At 35.4% G+C, this 17,150-nt stretch carries 8 protein-coding genes and 8 pseudogenes; 4 read left to right on the forward strand and 12 right to left on the reverse strand.

The features are described from left to right. Positions 1–251: 251 nt before the first annotated feature. Positions 252–1,112: a DUF2989 domain-containing protein gene (locus tag BTN50_RS08120; protein WP_096619761.1), complete on the reverse strand. Its 861-nt coding sequence runs from the start codon at positions 1,110–1,112 to the stop codon at positions 252–254. Between the two features lie 698 nt (positions 1,113–1,810). On the opposite strand from BTN50_RS08120, the gene BTN50_RS12530 reads away from it, so the two are divergent. After that, entirely contained in the window at positions 1,811–1,930 is a 120-nt protein-coding gene (locus BTN50_RS12530) for an IS1 family transposase (RefSeq protein WP_096619762.1), read from the forward strand. A 69-nt stretch (positions 1,931–1,999) separates the two neighbouring features. Here BTN50_RS12530 and BTN50_RS11580 read toward each other — a convergent pair. From BTN50_RS11580 to BTN50_RS08175, 9 genes and pseudogenes are all read right to left on the reverse strand, one after another. Further along, positions 2,000–2,584, reverse strand: a pseudogene (locus BTN50_RS11580) (TfoX/Sxy family DNA transformation protein); the annotation flags it as partial. Between the two features lie 554 nt (positions 2,585–3,138). Then, entirely contained in the window at positions 3,139–3,468 is a 330-nt protein-coding gene (locus BTN50_RS08135) for a TusE/DsrC/DsvC family sulfur relay protein (protein ID WP_096619763.1), read from the reverse strand. A 130-nt stretch (positions 3,469–3,598) separates the two neighbouring features. Then, positions 3,599–4,264 carry a Bax inhibitor-1/YccA family protein gene (locus BTN50_RS08140; protein ID WP_096619764.1) on the reverse strand — a complete coding sequence of 222 codons (666 nt, stop codon included), beginning with the start codon at positions 4,262–4,264 and terminating at the stop codon, positions 3,599–3,601. Between the two features lie 214 nt (positions 4,265–4,478). Further along, positions 4,479–5,195, reverse strand: a pseudogene (locus tag BTN50_RS08145) (amino acid ABC transporter ATP-binding protein). A 118-nt stretch (positions 5,196–5,313) separates the two neighbouring features. Then, positions 5,314–6,213: pseudogene (locus BTN50_RS08150) on the reverse strand (IS5 family transposase). 337 nt (positions 6,214–6,550) lie between these two features. Then, positions 6,551–7,606, reverse strand: a pseudogene (locus BTN50_RS08155) (ABC transporter permease subunit). A 97-nt stretch (positions 7,607–7,703) separates the two neighbouring features. Further along, positions 7,704–7,928, reverse strand: a complete 225-nt coding sequence (locus tag BTN50_RS08160; protein WP_096619765.1) for a hypothetical protein — start codon at positions 7,926–7,928, stop codon at positions 7,704–7,706. A 748-nt stretch (positions 7,929–8,676) separates the two neighbouring features. Beyond that, complete coding sequence (locus BTN50_RS08170) at positions 8,677–9,813, reverse strand: amino acid ABC transporter substrate-binding protein (RefSeq protein WP_096619767.1); 1,137 nt, start codon at positions 9,811–9,813, stop codon at positions 8,677–8,679. Between the two features lie 555 nt (positions 9,814–10,368). Then, positions 10,369–10,655: pseudogene (locus BTN50_RS08175) on the reverse strand (transposase); the annotation flags it as partial. 1,056 nt (positions 10,656–11,711) lie between these two features. Between BTN50_RS08175 and BTN50_RS08180 the strand changes: the two are divergent. Beyond that, positions 11,712–11,978 (forward strand): annotated as a pseudogene (locus BTN50_RS08180) (transposase); the annotation flags it as partial. Positions 11,979–12,214: 236 nt separating this feature from the next. Here BTN50_RS08180 and BTN50_RS08185 read toward each other — a convergent pair. Both BTN50_RS08185 and BTN50_RS09610 read right to left on the reverse strand, forming a co-directional pair. Then, a complete protein-coding gene (locus BTN50_RS08185; protein ID WP_096619769.1) occupies positions 12,215–13,432 on the reverse strand; it encodes a pyridoxal-phosphate-dependent aminotransferase family protein in 1,218 nt (405 codons plus the stop codon). Between the two features lie 272 nt (positions 13,433–13,704). Then, positions 13,705–14,590 (reverse strand): annotated as a pseudogene (locus BTN50_RS09610) (IS5 family transposase). Between the two features lie 1,486 nt (positions 14,591–16,076). Between BTN50_RS09610 and BTN50_RS08200 the strand changes: the two are divergent. Both BTN50_RS08200 and BTN50_RS08205 read left to right on the forward strand, forming a co-directional pair. Then, entirely contained in the window at positions 16,077–16,448 is a 372-nt protein-coding gene (locus BTN50_RS08200; protein ID WP_096619772.1) for a PilZ domain-containing protein, read from the forward strand. A gap of 296 nt (positions 16,449–16,744) precedes the next feature. Continuing rightward, positions 16,745–17,140, forward strand: a pseudogene (locus BTN50_RS08205) (transposase); the annotation flags it as partial. Positions 17,141–17,150: the final 10 nt, after the last annotated feature.

Consider the following 17,150-nt stretch of genomic DNA (forward strand, 5'->3'; position numbering starts at 1 on the left):
AATTTGAGCATTGTAATCCGTAAGGATCAATGTTCCTCTGAGCAGTTTTTAATTCAAAACATTGCCATCTTTGATAGGAAGAGTTTACGGTAGCCATAAACCTTCCCTATCAGAGACGATATTTTTTTGACAAGAGCGACACTGATATCAACGGTATTCACAATAATCTCTCCAATAAAATAGGTATATTATACTCAATTTAATTTAATTTAATTTAATTTAATAACTATATGATCAGTAAACGCGGTTTACTAATCGTTAATAATAGTTAGCGAACTTAATAAGCTAACATTGAAATCACCGTTTTTTATGGCATCTGAAATATTGCGTGCGAGGCTAGCAATACGCCTGCGACGAAAATCATTCATTGGATAAAGTTGCCTTAATTGTGTTTGGTTTGCCACAGGCAGATCCAATTGAGAACCAATCAATGCCCAGAGGTAAGCATCATCCATATTGCCTAGAGAATGATTAGCCGTTGCGAGCGATTTGATTACTTCTGGCACAACGTTATCCCGAGTATGACCAGCTCTACCATCATAAAGTGACAATGCTTTCAGCAAAAGACTTAAAGTATGAAGTTTGTCTTTATCAAAATAGTATGTGGCTAATCCTAGCTGCATTTCTGATGTATCTAAGTATCTTGTTTCTTCCAGTTTGAGAAATTGCTCAAGAGCTTCATTGTCACCTTGTGTCCAGCGATAATAGATAATTGAAGGTTGGTAAGAGTTTTTAAGATCTCGTTCAATACGATCAATAGAATCAAAAGCGTGGAAAAGTGCTTCAGTGCGTTTTGTTTTCTTTGATTTAAGAGTGGTTGTTTCAATCTGTGCAACTAACTCCATGCACCGAGCATACTTTTTGGTTAGTACGAGCTCATCAAACTTATTAAGGTCTGTTGGCTTTTTCATCACGTTATATCGCTGCCAGATTAAGTCTGTCCGCTCATGACGACACTGACCGTCTCTAACATTAAGTTTTGCACATAGTTGAGAATTATTTTTGCATAGCTGTGCAGTGCTGCGGTTATTTTCAAAACAGCCGTTAAGTCCAGACGTAACAAACAGTGTAGCTGCGAATTTGAAACTAAATGTAGTTCGACTTATCTTCATAACCAGTACTACTATTATTTTTTATCTCTTACAAATCACTTATAATATAGATATATTTCTTTAGTCTAAGTGCAACTTCTAGTTTTACGTAAGTATAGACTGAAAAAAAGTTTCGCTGAGTTTAAGGCCACTATCTTAAGAACGAGTGACTTTTTTATTATTAATTTTTGTTGGGTATTTCATTATTGTTCTTAACATAGCCCAAGGGTAGATTTCCTTACTATTTTATTATCCAGCGTCAACCGTTTTCCATTGCCACATAATATGTTTAATACCTTTAGTATCATTCTTGGATTTTATCCATCAGGCCAGATAAATTGAACCTATCGTAATATACTTTTTTTATTAGGCTTTGTTTCTTAATTTGAGTTCAGATGGCATATTTAAACATGGTTAACTATTAGACAGTCACTTTCGTTGCAGGCAAAGTAAGTCCGGTCAGCTTAGTTCATGCTTCGAACATGACATAGGCTTAGCTAAGAATTATGTTCCCTTAAGCTCAATGCCAAGATTAGCAAACCCTACTCAATCATAAAAGTGTTAGATAATCTGACAGAGCTAGATATATCTCAAATGAAAGCGAGCATTTAATCATGAAGAATATTGGGATCTGCTATCTGATATTCAGAGTGTCAGTGAGTCTAGCTGTTTAGATCATATATTGATGACTTAGTTCTCTTATTTAGGAAACAAAGCTCATTGACAGAGGTAATTTAACTCTTCATACACGCTTGAAACAACCTAATAGAGAAATGAACCGATACTTAAAATCAAAGGTAATACACGATAAAGTCATTGGTACATTCATTGCAGTATGAACATTACCTTTGCATCAAAATTAATTCAGTGAATACATAATCGACTGTATTGGTAGAATTGGTATGGATTAATAAACTAAGCAATTCGTCGCGACGTTGTGGTGTAATCACTGACCAATATATCCTTTCAATAGCCCCTTCAAGTGCCCACAGCAGTGCAAAATTTAGTGCGTTGCTGTGAAATTTTTGCAATGCTTGATAAGCGCATACAGAACCTTTTGCTTGTAATTGCTCAACACTAGTAATACCTGCTTTTTTTAGCATACATTCAGTTGCCAGACGAAGGTTTGGCAGATCTTTAATACGAGTAAGGATAGCTGTTTTTTTCTTTTTTTTATCATAACGAGCGATGACCAGTGCTTCCGTTGTAAAATTCATCAAAATATCGGTTTGTTCCCACCAGTTATCAGGAACACTGTAGTATTTGGTTACAACTGGAAATCTACGTTTTTTGTAGATGTAAGGCTGCATATTAAAGCGTTTAAATTTAATTTCATTTTTCTTTCATGCTCAAATATGAAGACAATCATTTATGACCAGGGCAAACGTAGCTTGATCACAAAAAGCGCCAAAGCCACCGAACATAGAGCGTGACTTAATTATACCCAGACGTTCAAAAAATTTTAGAGTGTTCTTAAGCTTAGGTTTGTCCATTTGACTTATTCTCAATCAATACGTTTTTTGAATGATGGCCAAGGGGTAACATAGCCAAGTGAACTCATAGAATTGTCAACAATCAGGATTGATCCAGTATATGAAGGCTAATGTCACCAGTAACTCCGCTATCAATAATACACGTTGTGTGATGTAAGGCCGGCAGCTTTTTACCCTAGATTTTCATTATGGTTTGCCTTTTTCTTGACAGTATTTAGCTTAACCGAAACGTTTTAATTTGTCGTTATTACTAATCTAAAAAATGTGAAATTCCTTCAAATATGGTATTTTAATGACTTTTAAAATATGCTCTTGTCTTTGTAATTACAGTATTTTTGCATAGTAAACGCAATTTTTCAGTGGAATGAAGGAGCTTATATTCAATGATTTAATCGTGATATAAAAGTGATGCTACGTTTCATGAATGTACAATGATTTAGTAATGTATTGCCGTTGACTTTGAACACCTGAGAGGTTTTTATTAAGTTCTTGTAAGCGAATGTAAAGGATCAAATTATCCCTACTATTCGAGGGAAGTGGTGTCCACCACTATTTTAAAGACATTTGGTGGGTTTTGGTAAACCAGCCAATTTGGTGGCTTGTTTAGCTGGCCCTTTAGGAAAGAGTGTAAACAGATAACGGCTACTGCTTTTTTCTGGACCGTATTGTTTTTCTATCGCTTTTACTAGTATACGTACTGCGGGTGATATGTGAAATTTTTTATAAAATTCTTGCACAAAATATATGACTTCCCAGTGGGCGTCAGTCAACCTAATATTCTCTTGCTCGGCAAGAAAAACAACAACTTCTTCACACCAGTCTGAAAAATTACTCAAATAGCCTTGAGCATCGATATTAATATACTTACCGTCTACTTCCAACATAGTTTATCTCATTCTTCGATCTGACAAAACATATCTACTTATGGAGTCAATCATAAAAATTATGTATAAAATAATTCAGTAAAAAAACAAACATAAAAGCGCACGTAAGCGCTTTTATGTTATTTTTAACTTATTCGTCACCACTGAAAAGACCTAATAGCTGCAATAAATGCAGAAATAGACTGTAGATAGACACATATAGACTAACTGTAGCAGAAATATAGTTCGTTTCACCACCTCGAATGATTGACTGCGTCGTCAATAAGATAACGCCTGTTGCGAATAAAACAAATGAACCACTGATAGCAACAGAAAGCATTGCCATTTGCAGGAAAATATTTGCAATCATACCAACAACTATAACAATGAAGCCAGCTAGTAACATACCATTCAAAAACGATAGATCACGCTTAGTTGTTAGTGCATAAGCAGAACATGCCATAAAAGTAAGCGCGGTACCACCTAGCGCTGGTGCAATTGACCAACCAAGACCTGCACCTACATACATGTTGAGAATAGGCCCTAAGGTATAACCCAAGAAACCTGTAAGCACGAATGTAAACACGATACCCAGTGAGTTATTTTTGTTTTTTTCAGTCAAAAAAAGTAGACCATACAAGCCCACTAACATGATGATAATATTTGGAGATGGCATGCTCATTGCCATCGAAACACCTGCTACAATTGCAGACCATACAAGGGTAAGTGACAATAAAAAATAAGTATTCCGTAATACTTTGTTGGTAGCAAAGTGACTCTCTTGTGAGTACTCATTAACAACAAACCGATCGTTCATAGCTTTCTCCCAGTGGGGTACATATATTATATCTTATATGATAGTTATTGCGTGTTTCACTCTATTTTTCAAGTTATATTTGTCGCATTACTGATACTAAATTAGTTTACCCTTTGAGAATACTCATATATTTCTCTAGTTAGGCCTATTTGATCTTGTAAATAAATGTAAATGATCGATTATCTTAAAAGGATCATAGTCATAGTTTACAATATTAATGATGCAAAATTTGGCTCAAGGACAGTTGAGTGTGATTTAATTGCAGATTATTAAAAAATTCATTAAATTTATTTTTTCAAAAACCTCACCAGCATCCCTGAGCATTACTTGATCTGCTACCTTTTTAATAAATTCCACTTTGTGAGTTACACAAAGCATTACCATACCTTCTTCAGCCAGTTCAATCATTACATCTAATACTTCGCGCACTATTTCTGGATCTAAAGATGAGGTTGGTTCATCATATAACACTGCGTTTGGGCTCATGCAGAATGAACGTCCAATTGCTACGCCATGTTGTTAATGACCTAAAAGCTGACCAGTGTACTTATTTGTTTACTCTTGAATTTTTACTCGTACCAGATAATTCATCGCAATAGTTTCAACTGCTTCTTTCGGTACTTTCTTGACTTAAACTGGAGCGAAGATACAACTTTTAAATACTATGAAATGAGGTAATAAGTTGAAATATTGGAAGCAGATACCGACCTCTTTTCTCACTAGCTAGATATTTTTTAAATCATCTGTGCGCTCTGTGCCTGCGATAATGATGGAATCTTCATGATGTTCTTCTAAACGGTTAATACATTGAATCATAGTTAATTTTTCTGAACAAGATGAGCCATAGATAATAATTTTTTGTTTCAAATACTGAAAAATTAACGTTTTTTAATCCGTGAAACTGGCCGTACCATTTATTTACATTGCTCAATTAGATCACAAATAAATCCACTCGTTGCACCATAATGGCCTTGTTTCCCAATTTAAATGTAAATAGTAAATCCCAGCATGGTTGACGATTAAACAATCGCTTTTATTTTAGCCATACCTCACCCAATCAGCTTATTTAACACTTTTATAATGCTGTAGGTTTCCCTAATCTGAGCATTATGAACTCTTAAGCTCAATATTTCTCTGAATAGTTTTTAACTTGAAGCATTGCAATCTCTGATAGAAAACATTCATGGTCATCATACTTCGTTTCCCAATGCTGATTGGATGCTTATAACTTTTCGTATAACTTTGGCAACTGACCGCTAAATTGCATGAATGATTTCGTTCCCCCAAAGTTATTCTTTTTCTTGATTGGATGATTGGAACTACTCGCTTAATACGAACGGTTTCGTCGCCTTATTTAACGTCGTAAGCACCATTAACTAATATTGCATTAATTTTTCGCTGGGTCTGTTTGAGCCAGTTAAGTAGCACTTCACCGTTAGTAATATTTAATGCACTTAACTCAGTAGCAATTATTTTATGTGTATTAATAGCTATCGCTAAACGTAACTTATGTTAAGCTCACCGTTTCTCATCAATGCTCTACTTTTTACTTTCCATTCGCCTTTGCCGTAGACTTTAAGCTTCGTATAATCCATGGCTAAGAGTTGGATGGTTTTTTATTCTTCACCTTGAACGTAAGGTTAACTATTTTAGCTCGCTTGCTAATGCATCAATAGTGAAGGCATAACAACGGCTAGTGAGCAAATTTGAAAACAAAATCCATGAATCCTTGTAAATCTTTGTAATGCAATTAAAAATACGCATTTAACCATGAGGAGTATTATAATGGCTAAGTCGCTAAACACACGAAGTCTCCCATGATTACGCGGCTTAGTTTCATTCCATATCTCGATGTCTTATTCATCAATCCAGAATATTAGTGAGCCACGATTGATTAAAGCTTTATTATACTGCTTCCTATTAGTTGTTTTGTAGTAAAACTTGTTTATAGACTTAAATATTTAAGTTATTTTAGAATGTTCATTAAAAATTTAGTTCCATAATTTAAAAAATGAACTTAATTAGTTATAAACGCTCCATAGCAGAAACAACAATAGTGCGAATCAAAAAACTACCGAAAAAGACATTAGATCTAAGGGATGATACAGTTCAAATGAGTGAAACTTACGCCATGATACAAGCGTTAAATAAGCTTATATAACTGAATATGCCTAATATAACAGTGATTATTCAATAATGAATCATGTCGGGATCTGCTACATGAACTTAAATTAGGCACAGAACTCATCATAATGCAATACTTGTTTTCTACCTCTTGTAGTCAGTCTAAAGTTTATTTTTAAGATAAATGCTATAATGAGACATACCGAAAGAGAATACCCTGAATGTAAAAGTTACGAATACGTAACTCTCCGTTGCAAAACCGAACAACTCAGAATCGGTATTGACAGATTGACCAATACCAATGATCAGGATAAAACTCATGTCTTTGAGCCGCCCAATAAGAGTGATTATGATAGCAGGAATGGTAATCTTCCATGTCTAAGGCAAAATGATAAATCTCATTTTTTTAAGTAAGTGAAGCCTAGCGCATCAGCGACTTCATATTTTTTTAAAAATAGCCTACAATTCATCACGCACCACTTCCATCATATATGCCTCCAAAAATCATACCATGCTAATCAGCACGCGCTAACTTATTGGTTTCAAATTCGTCAGGCATAAACGGTGGCAACATAACAGATGCCATGAAACGTACCATTATTAAGGGGGGCGCCACGCCAAACTTCAATGTAAACAATAGATAAACTGCGTATCATACGCATATCTAAGCGACGATCAAGTGCAAGCACAATGCTAATTGGCAACGCAACTATAATACTGATGATGACAATGATCATAGTGATGAATAAACCCACCCAAGGTGTATTTCAATCTTTGACAACCCAACAACATCACCAAACAGTAAGAGAATCATCAGTAATCGAATACAATAACAAATGAAAGCAGTATCAAAGGACGTTTCGGTGTTTTCTCGTAAACCAGTAGAAGAATAAAGATGACTAAGATTGGATAGAATAATTTTAGACGCCAGAGTTATTCGAATGAGTAAAAATCGAGCATCAATCATTCGAAGCGCACGTTGATGAAAACCCAACACACTCCTGCATATGAGCATGCATCATGAGTAGAGCCAACCCAGTCGAAATTAATAAACGCCCACTTAATAACAGTCCACAGTTCTTCAAACACAATAAACGGCAAGATAAAAACTATTCTAAAGTTTTTTTGGGTTGAGAACAGGTATTTTTTCATCCATCCAATTGCACCCACAGTATTTGGTGATAGCAGACTTGGCTGAAACTCATGTTGTGATGTCATGAATTTATTTTTCTATTAGCGCGACTTTGGCATTATAGATGTTCATTAGCGGTAATGTTAGGTTACGTGCTAGACTAAGCGCCATGAAGACTTGAATTTAGCCGTAGTTCACTGCATCTATCCCGAAGTGTACAATTTCGGTAATGAAAGATGCAATATAAATAACCAAAGCTAACATCAGCGCTGTAAGCTCTATGCTGATGGAGAAACTACCACAGAAATTAAATCCTTTCAATTCAGGATACTCCAACGATACTAGCATTCCAGAGGTAATAAATGCTAACAGCGAGAGACCAATAATGATTGACAAAGAAAATAGCATAATAAATATTTATTTCCCTGCAATTTTTTATTTATCTTTTTCACAATGTATCAGTATAAAACTCAAGATAAGAGCAACAATCAACGAAAGAAAGATCCAGGTGGAACCCTTCTTCAAAAACAGGACATATAAAAAATAAATCATGCATGTTTAAAAAAATAATTCACTAATGTTAAAACTTTGTTTGAGTAATGGCAATGCTTGAAGAACTACGAAGTACCAAAAAAATATTTAAAAAAATATTTCGAAAGTTTCAATGCAGACAGCAGCAATATGGTCTAAAAACCAGTTTTTGAAAGACTCGCAATCCCAATGAGTAAACTAATTGTGGTTACCAACACTATACTCAATACAGACACCCATGCCGTGTTAAAAAGATCCACAAATAAATGTTCTGCCATAAAAATATTTTTCATCATATTCAATGAGCGTTAAACCAATTCTAAATTCGGCTTCTTGGCTAAAAAAGCTAAAAGCGGTAGCAATCTAACGTATGTCCACATTTGTTAGGACATTCTTTACAATTGTATGGACAACAAACATTAAGACCAGAATCGCAATAACTTGAAATATGGTGGCACGGCAGGTTGGATTGTAGATCAAACTTTGCTTTTTATAAAAATTTGGTATCTTTTCTGAATGCAATACATTTCCTTTAAATGCCATATAACTGCCCCTCTATCCATAGACGTTTAGACATAGGGGCACAATAAGATGCCTCGGTGCGTGTCAGAGGTAGCAATATTACTTAACGGATAGGTGGTGCATAAAGGATACCGCCATCACTCCACAATGCGTTCACACCCCGTGGAATGTTCAACAATGAGTCTGAACCAACAGTGCGTTGGAAGCTTTCACCATAGTTACCTATTTGCTTGATAATTTGGTAACCCCAATCATGATTCAAACCAAGACCTTTGCCGTTAGGGCCATCAAGGCCAAGGATACGACGGATGTTGGGATCTTTCGATGTTTTCATCTTATCTATGTTTGAAGATGTGATTTTAAATTCCTCACCATTTATCATGGTGTTCAGCGTCCATTTTGCAACGTCAAACCAGTTGTCATCGCCTTGACGAACAACAGGCCCTAATGGTTCTTTAGAAATAATTTCTGGTAGTACGACAGCGCTTGCTGGATCGGATAGTTTGATGCGTGACGCATACAAACCAGATTGATCAGTTGTGAGCGCATCACAACGACCAGACTCGAAACCTTTCACAGTTGCATCATATGTATCGTAAACAACAGGTTTGAACGACATACCATTAGAGCGAAAATAATCAACAAGATTAAGTTCTGTCGTTGTACCAGATTGGAGACATACAGATGCGCCATCTAAATCAAGCGCACTATCTATGCCGAGAGTTTTTTTAACCATAAAGCCTTGGCCATCATAGTAATTAACACCTACGAAGTTCAAGCCTAACATGCCGTCGCGTTGAAATGTCCAGGTAGTGTTACGGGAAAGAACATCGATTTCACCTGATTGCAATGCAATGAAACGTTCTTTTGCAGTCAAAGGTACATATTTAACTTTCGATTTATCACCTAGGACTGCGGCGGCTAATGCTTGACAGTATTCGACGTCAATTCCTTCCCATTCACCGTTTAACGTTAGACTTGAGAATCCAGGCAACCCTGTACTTACGCCACAACTAACCCTATCAGCATTCTTAACCTTATCTAATGTGTTATCACCCTGTGCAGATGATGCCAATGTCTGAGCTGCTCCTATTTTAGCATCAAAAATCTGTTTCTCTAAAGAAACAATCTGTTTTTGCAGTGCGTCAACTTGCTTTTGATTATTAGCGCTGTTTCCGTCACTGTCACAACCTGCAAGCAGAAGTGCTACGCATCCCAATGTTAACTTCAGGTAATTCATATTTATTAATCCTTCATAGGTTATAATTGGCTACTATTTTTGGCAGAAAGTCATCCAACGTAAAACGATTGAAAAAATAATGAAAATTCCGAAAACCATGAAAAAATAATCATTAGCTGTAAAATATTTATTTTTTGAAATAAATTTCAGTATAAAACTTAAGGTCTCGCCTGCAAATCAATCAAGTAATCCGTGTGATCTAAACAATAATTATTTAAAATAAATGCAAATTAACTAACTTATAATACCTTATTTTTACATGGCTCTTAAAAATAGCAGACTTTAATTATGTAGCTTATGGCGTATGCATTTCGTGTATGCAATACGATACCTGCAATTTAAAAATAATTTTGACTATATTTCCTAAATCATGGGATAAAATCATAAAATTACGCTCTAAACAACTAGGTTCACTTAAATATTTAAATCTATGGAGAAGCTTCGTTACCAAAAACTAACTGAAAGCAGTGTAAGTGTAATTAATAGTTAATCATGGTAAACTCAACCATTAGTTAGATTTAATGCACTTAACTTAAAAGTAATAACTAAGTGCTATATGCTTCCTTTATTCTTCCTTTTGAACGTGACGTTAATCATTTTGACTCGCTTGCTAATGCATGAATAGTGAAGATATGACGCTAGCAATTGGGCAAGTTTAAAAACAGAGTTAATGAATCCTTGCAGACCTCTCAATGGCATTGAAAATACGCACTTAACCATGAGAGCCGTCGTAATAGCTAAGTGGCTAAATAAATGAAATTTTCCATGATTACCCTGCTTAATTTGATTCCATAGCTAAATAGCTTCTTCATCAATTCATAATGTTCGTAAGGACAATTTATTAAAGCTTGATTATACTGCTATCAGTTAGTTATGTTGTCGCAAAAATTATTCATAACCTGAGTATTTAAGTGAGCCTAACTGTTTAGAGTATTGATTGAAAATTTAGTTCCCTTATTGAAAAAATAAAGCTGATTATTATAAATGTTCCATAGCAGAGACAGCAATGGGTCGAGCCAAAAACTACGGTAGGGGCATGGAGTCTAAGAAATCACATAACTCAGATCAGTGAAACCGACGCCATGATGCAAACGTTACATAAGCTGACAAAACTAGGCATCCCTAACACGAAAGCGATTACCTATATAGTGAATCATGTGAGGATTGGCCTCTCAACTCGAATTAGGGAACAAAGCAATCTGCAAAATTAATTAATTTTGCTTTTTAAACTTGCTCAAAAGCCGTTGACATGTTCTCGCTATTCATGCATTAGCAAGCAAACTAAAACGGTTAACGTCACGTTGAAGACGAAAAATAAAGGAACTATCTAGTAATTAGCCATTAATTCTACGGGGCTCAAAGTCTACGGTGAGGGCGAGTAAGAAAAGAATGGCACTGATAGGAAACGGAGAGTCTGACGCAAATTACATTTAACGGTAAATATAAATGCGCATGAAATCATTACTGCGGAGTTAAGTACATCAAATGTTACTGACGATGAAATATTATCTGATTTATTCAAACAGACACACCAAAAAATAAGTGCAATATCAAGCGATAAAACTTTCGATACCATTCGTATTAAACGAGCAAGTCTACTCATTCCACAAAAAAAGAACAATTTTTTAAGAATGAAATTATCCTCGGTAATCTAGCAGTCAGTTACCAGAAGTTATACGGTTCAAATAAACATGGGCAAACGAAGTATAGTTAACATAAAAATTTTTTTATCAAAGACGGCAATGTTTCGAGTCAAGAAACTACTCGAAGGTACATTGAACTTAAGAGAACTACATTGTCAATCAACACTCTAAACAGTTAGGCTCACTTAAATATTCAGGTCTATGAATAATTTTGACTACAACACAACTAACTGGCAGAAGTATAATTAAGCTTTAATCCATCGTGACTCACTGACATTCTGCATTGATGAAGAAGCTATCCAACTATAGCATCAAACTAAGCAGGGTAATCATAGGAGACCTCGTTTATTTAGCCACTTAGTCATTACGATGGCCCTCATGGTGAAATGCGTATTTTTAATGCCATTAATATGTCTACAAGGATTCATTAATTCTGTTTCCAAACGCACTCAACAGCCATTACCATGCCCTCACCATTCATGCATTCGCAAGCGAACTAAAATGATTAACGTCACGTTTAAATACCATATATTATGCGGTTTAAATAAACCTTAGCAAGCAAAGCTACTCAAAATAAACACAAATGTATAATTAAATAATTGGTGTATTTAGTGGCTGAAAATACGACGTTCAAAACGTAATTAGCGTATTGCATGCACGACCTTGCTCCTTGTTACAAATACCTCCTAAGGATCGTTCAATTATCTGAAATAAATGAAATTAATCCTATAGTATGCCTTGTTTCATGATATTTTGTATTATACATTCAGTGAAGAAAATACAGGCTTGTATTCTTGTAACGTTCTCTCAAACATGGCAACTCCTTGAGGTAAGTTTGCAGCACCCCCTAATTCTTTAATGGTAGAGCCAAGTGCATGCAGAGTGCGGAATATGTTATGAACGCGGCATTGTTCTCCCATCTGCCCAATACGAATAATGTCTAATCCAAATGAACCGGAAATTTCAACCTGATACTCTCGTGATATATGCTTCAATATGTCTTTTTGATTTAATTCATCAGTAACGTGTATGCCAATAACTGAATTTAAGCGGGCAGCTTTATCGACAGAGAGAGAAAGCCCTAACCCTAGAATACCAGCTTGCAGGGCAAGAGAACATTTTAGATGGCGATCAAAACGTGAGGGCAAAGATTCTTGACAAACTAGACGTAATGCTTCGTGAATTGCCATGATTCCTGAGACAGGTGCTGTATAATGGTACGAACTTTGGTACCAAAACTTATCAGCGAGTTTTGCATCTAGGCACCAATGGTGCAGTGTATCTGAACGAGTGGTAATTTTATCCCATGCATTGTTAGAAAATGCCACTAGCGATACACCTGGAATACAACTCAGGCCTTTTTGTCCCCCTGTAATCACTGCATCAATGCCCCACGCATCCATGTTTAGTGGCATAGCACTTAAGGTACAAACCGCATCAACAATGACTAAACAGTTTGCGATTTTGGCTGCTAGACATATTGCTGGCAATGCTGCATTACATACTGTGTTGGACGTTTCACCTTGCACAATGGTAAGAATTTTTGGGTGGTGTGAAATGATTGCTGCTTCTACAAGCTGAGGGTCTGCGGCTTGACCTTCTTCAATTTTTAAACAGATAACGTTACCACCAACGCGTTCTGACATATCAGCTAAGCGATCACTAAAGAAACCATTACTCACAGACAACACTACATCATCAGGTTCAATCAAGTTTGCAATAGCCATTTCCATAGCAGCTGAACCTGGACCTGCTACTCCCAAAATGTGTAATGACTCAGTTTGAAATACATAACGCGACATGGCTTTAACTTGTTCTATAATGCGCAACATGGCGCCACCTAAGTGGTTTATTACTATGCTATTCGCGGCGGCTACTTTGGCTGGAATAGGCACTGGACCTGCTCCCATCATCAGTAATGGTTCGTCTGGTAAAATTGAGTCTAACGACTCGACGACTGGGGCGGATACGTGCACGCAATACTCCTATCTAATCACAATATTTTTGTTATAATATAGGCTGTTATTTAACCATAGTTAAATAATATCTCTTGTTTAGACACAAATGCCTAGATAGCATATAGCTTTGTATTTTAAAATAGGAGAATGACGAGTAATACTTTTATATGCGAACGCGACATGATTTTCAAGTACTCCTATTGTAGACTTTATTTCCTAATTTAAGCTCAAATAGAAAATTTCAACAGGATTAACGATTAAATAACCGCTTTTATTTTAGGCATACCTAGTCAAATCAGTTTACTTAATGCTTTTATCATAGCTTAAGTTTCGCTAATCTGAGCATTATAATCTCTGAAGTTCAATGTTCCTCCTAAGTAATTTTTTGACTCAAAATATTGCCATCTCTGATAAAAAATATTTATGGTAACCATACCTCGTTTTTCAATGCTAATTTGAACCATATAATTTCTGGTAACTGATCGCTAAATTACGCGGCTATTCTAGTTTTTAAAAAAGTTGCTCTTTTTCTTTAGGAGATGAATGAAACCGTTCGTTTAATACTAACGGTCTTGTAGTGTTGTCTGGCGTCATAAGCATCATTGGCTGGTCTTTCATTAATTTTTCAGCGGGCCTGTTTGAGCAAGTTAAGTAAAACTTCACCATTAGCCACATTTGATACACTTCACTCAGCAGCTATGATTTCGTGCGTATTTATATCTACCGCTAAATGTAACTGCGTCAGACTCACCGCTTTTCATCAATACCATGCTTTTTTACTTTTCATTCTCCTTCACCGTAGACTTTGAGCGCCGTAAGATCAATGATTAAATACTGGATGCTTCTTTTATTCTTCATCTTGAACGTGACGTTAACCGTTTTGACCTGCTTGCTAATGCATGAAGAGTGAGGGTAAGACAATGGCAGTTGAATAAATTTGAAAACAGAATTAATTAATCCTTACAGACTTCTCAATGACATTAAAAATACGCATTTAGCCATGAGGACCGTCGTAATAGCTAAGTAGCTAAATAAATGAGGTCTTCCATGATTACCATGCTTAATTTGATTCCATAGCTGAATCACTTTTTCATCAATCTAGAATGTTAGTGAGCCACTATTGCTTAAAACTTAATTATACTGCTTCCAATTAATTGTTTTTTTAGAGAATATTATTCACAGACTTGAATATATAAGTGAGCCTAACTATTTAAAGTATTTATTGAAAATTTAGTTCCGTGACTTAGGAAATGAAGCCGATTACCATCAACGTTCCCTTGCAAAAACACCAATGGTTCTAGTTAAAAAACTACAGGGAGGGACATTGAGCCTAAGGTATCACACAATTCAGATTAATAAACCTACGGCATGACAAAAGCGTTACATAAGCTGAAAAGACTAGGTATGCCTAATACGAAAGCAATTATTTAATAGTAAATCATGTTGGGTTTTACTATCTGAGTTTTCATTAGGAAATACAGCCAGGTAGCATTAATGTCCATATAGTCTATTTCAAACTGTTAAACTACATTTCTTTGCTTCCAAAAATGGCACTAGATATTAACGGTAGCCACCATAATTACTCCATAAAAGACGGTACATTACACTAAGTACAATGGATGAAATATATGACTGTACGAAGGCTATAATGTGACTATTTTATATTTATCTTTCGATATTACTCAACCTCATCAATATGCGCACAGAATATCATAGACAAAAAGTGCAAAAGTAGAATTATAGAACCATATCTACTATACTGAGTATAGAGTGTTGCATATTCACGTGTTACAAATATGACATTAATCAAACATATTTATACTCGTAATTATTGAAGATGCTTACTTTATTGATGATTTAGTATCATACTATAAACTATAAAATTTCATTAACCAATAGTCGAAAATACAAATTCAAAACTCATTATAATAAAATTAGTAATGGTCGAGTGTGTTACCGCATAGTATGCAGTGCTCCTTATATCCAAATTGGAGTATGGCCATGATGTCTCAATTTTTACGTCTCCGGAGACAACGATCCTTATTGAGCACCTCAGCTAATTAACTCATCAGCCTATCTAACTTAATAGGTGGGTATGGGGTTGACGTACATAGGAGCCATAATGAACAAGTGGTTTCATCATAGTGTGTTCAATTATAAAATACCGAAAGGGATTTAACCCAAGTTTAATATCAAAAAACAAGAGGATATTACTCGTTATTATGTATGCATTAAGAGCCGCTTGTACTATGATACGTTCATTAATGGATACGTAAATGGCAAGATAAAGTTCTCAAAAAGAAGGCTAATCATAATCTTCTTGATCTTATTAACTCCTTAGAGTTCTATTGTTCTAAATGAAGCAGAATGCCATCGAAGTAACTCCATAAAAAGTACAGCATTTATTCTTAATATTAAGTTTCATAATCCTCTTATTCATAACTCAAGTTTTAATCCGGTAGGGCTACTATGAAAGATGATGAATAGACAGTTAAGAAACAACGGTTATTTTAACAATAAATATTCTTTCAAAAAGAAAATACTGAGTAATTTTTTACTGTACTTTTTTTAAAATTACCAGCTTCTTGAGGTCCAAAATAACCAATAAATTCCAGGTGTTTAAGCCTGTATCTTTAAGTTGATTAAGTATAGGAATAATTGTATGACTGAAAGACGTAAATTTTCTCGAGTCGTTTATTACGCTACTGCGACTATAAAACAGGCCAATAGGACTTGGTCATCTAAAATTTTAGATTTATCTTTAAAAGGTGCATTGTTAAATTCTCCTTTAGGATGGCAAAATGGTAACAACGATAAATATAGCATGCACTTTCAACTACATGAATCAGAAGTATTCATTAGCATGGCATTAAAGCTCATTCAAGGAAATAACGATTACTTACATTTTCAAATTATTTACATTGGTATCAACAGTGCTAGCCACTTAAAACGCCTTATTGAATTAAACGTAGGCAACGACGGTTTACTCCACCGTGAATTAGCACAACTCATAGATATGAAAAGTATAGTATAGTCTTTGCTGTACATTGCGTATATGTTTAATCGTCACCACATTGCTTTGTTTCCTAATGCGGACTTAGATAGCAAATTTCAACATGGTGCACTATTAGACCATCGCTTTTGTTTTAGGCATACCTAGCCCGGTCAGCTTATTTAATGCTTTTATCGTGACGTAAGTTTCGGTCAATCTAAATGTTGTGATCTCTTAAGCCCCATGTCTATTCCATAAATTTTTTAGTTCGCACCATTGCCGTCTCTAATAGAGAGAGTTTATGCTAGCCAGCTTTATTTCCTAAATAAAGGCATTAAATCTTCAATCAATATTTTAAACAGTTAGGCTCACTAATATTCTGGATTGATGAAGAAGCTGTTTAGCTGTGGCATCAAACTAAGCAGAGTAATCATGAGAGACTTCGTTTATTTAGCAACTTAGCCATTACGACGGCACTCATGGTTAAATGCGTATTTTCAATGTCGTTATCATGCCATCACTATTCATGCATTAGCAAGCGAGCCAGAACGGTTAACGTCACGTTCAAGACGAAATAATTGAAGCATGCAGCATTGAACCATTGATTTTACGAGGCTCAAAGTCTACGATGAGGGAGAATGGAAAGTAAAAAAACATGGTACTAATGGTACTAATAGAAACGATGAGTCTGACGTAAGTTGCATTTAACGGTAGATATAAATACGCCTAACATAAAAACGACTA

Source organism: Candidatus Enterovibrio altilux (assembly GCF_002381345.1).
In the GTDB taxonomy this organism is placed as follows: Bacteria; Pseudomonadota; Gammaproteobacteria; order Enterobacterales; family Vibrionaceae; genus Enterovibrio; species Enterovibrio altilux.

What these genes read in the sequence shown, in the direction of transcription:
- BTN50_RS08135 (WP_096619763.1), bottom strand. Translation starts at nt 3,468, where the DNA reads ATGTTGGAAGTAGACGGTAAGTATATTAATATCGATGCTCAAGGCTAT.
- BTN50_RS08160 (WP_096619765.1), bottom strand. Translation starts at nt 7,928, where the DNA reads ATGCTATTTTCTTTGTCAATCATTATTGGTCTCTCGCTGTTAGCATTT.
- BTN50_RS08140 (WP_096619764.1), bottom strand. Translation starts at nt 4,264, where the DNA reads ATGAACGATCGGTTTGTTGTTAATGAGTACTCACAAGAGAGTCACTTT.
- BTN50_RS08170 (WP_096619767.1), bottom strand. Translation starts at nt 9,813, where the DNA reads ATGAATTACCTGAAGTTAACATTGGGATGCGTAGCACTTCTGCTTGCA.
- BTN50_RS08200 (WP_096619772.1), top strand. Translation starts at nt 16,077, where the DNA reads ATGACTGAAAGACGTAAATTTTCTCGAGTCGTTTATTACGCTACTGCG.
- BTN50_RS08120 (WP_096619761.1), bottom strand. Translation starts at nt 1,112, where the DNA reads ATGAAGATAAGTCGAACTACATTTAGTTTCAAATTCGCAGCTACACTG.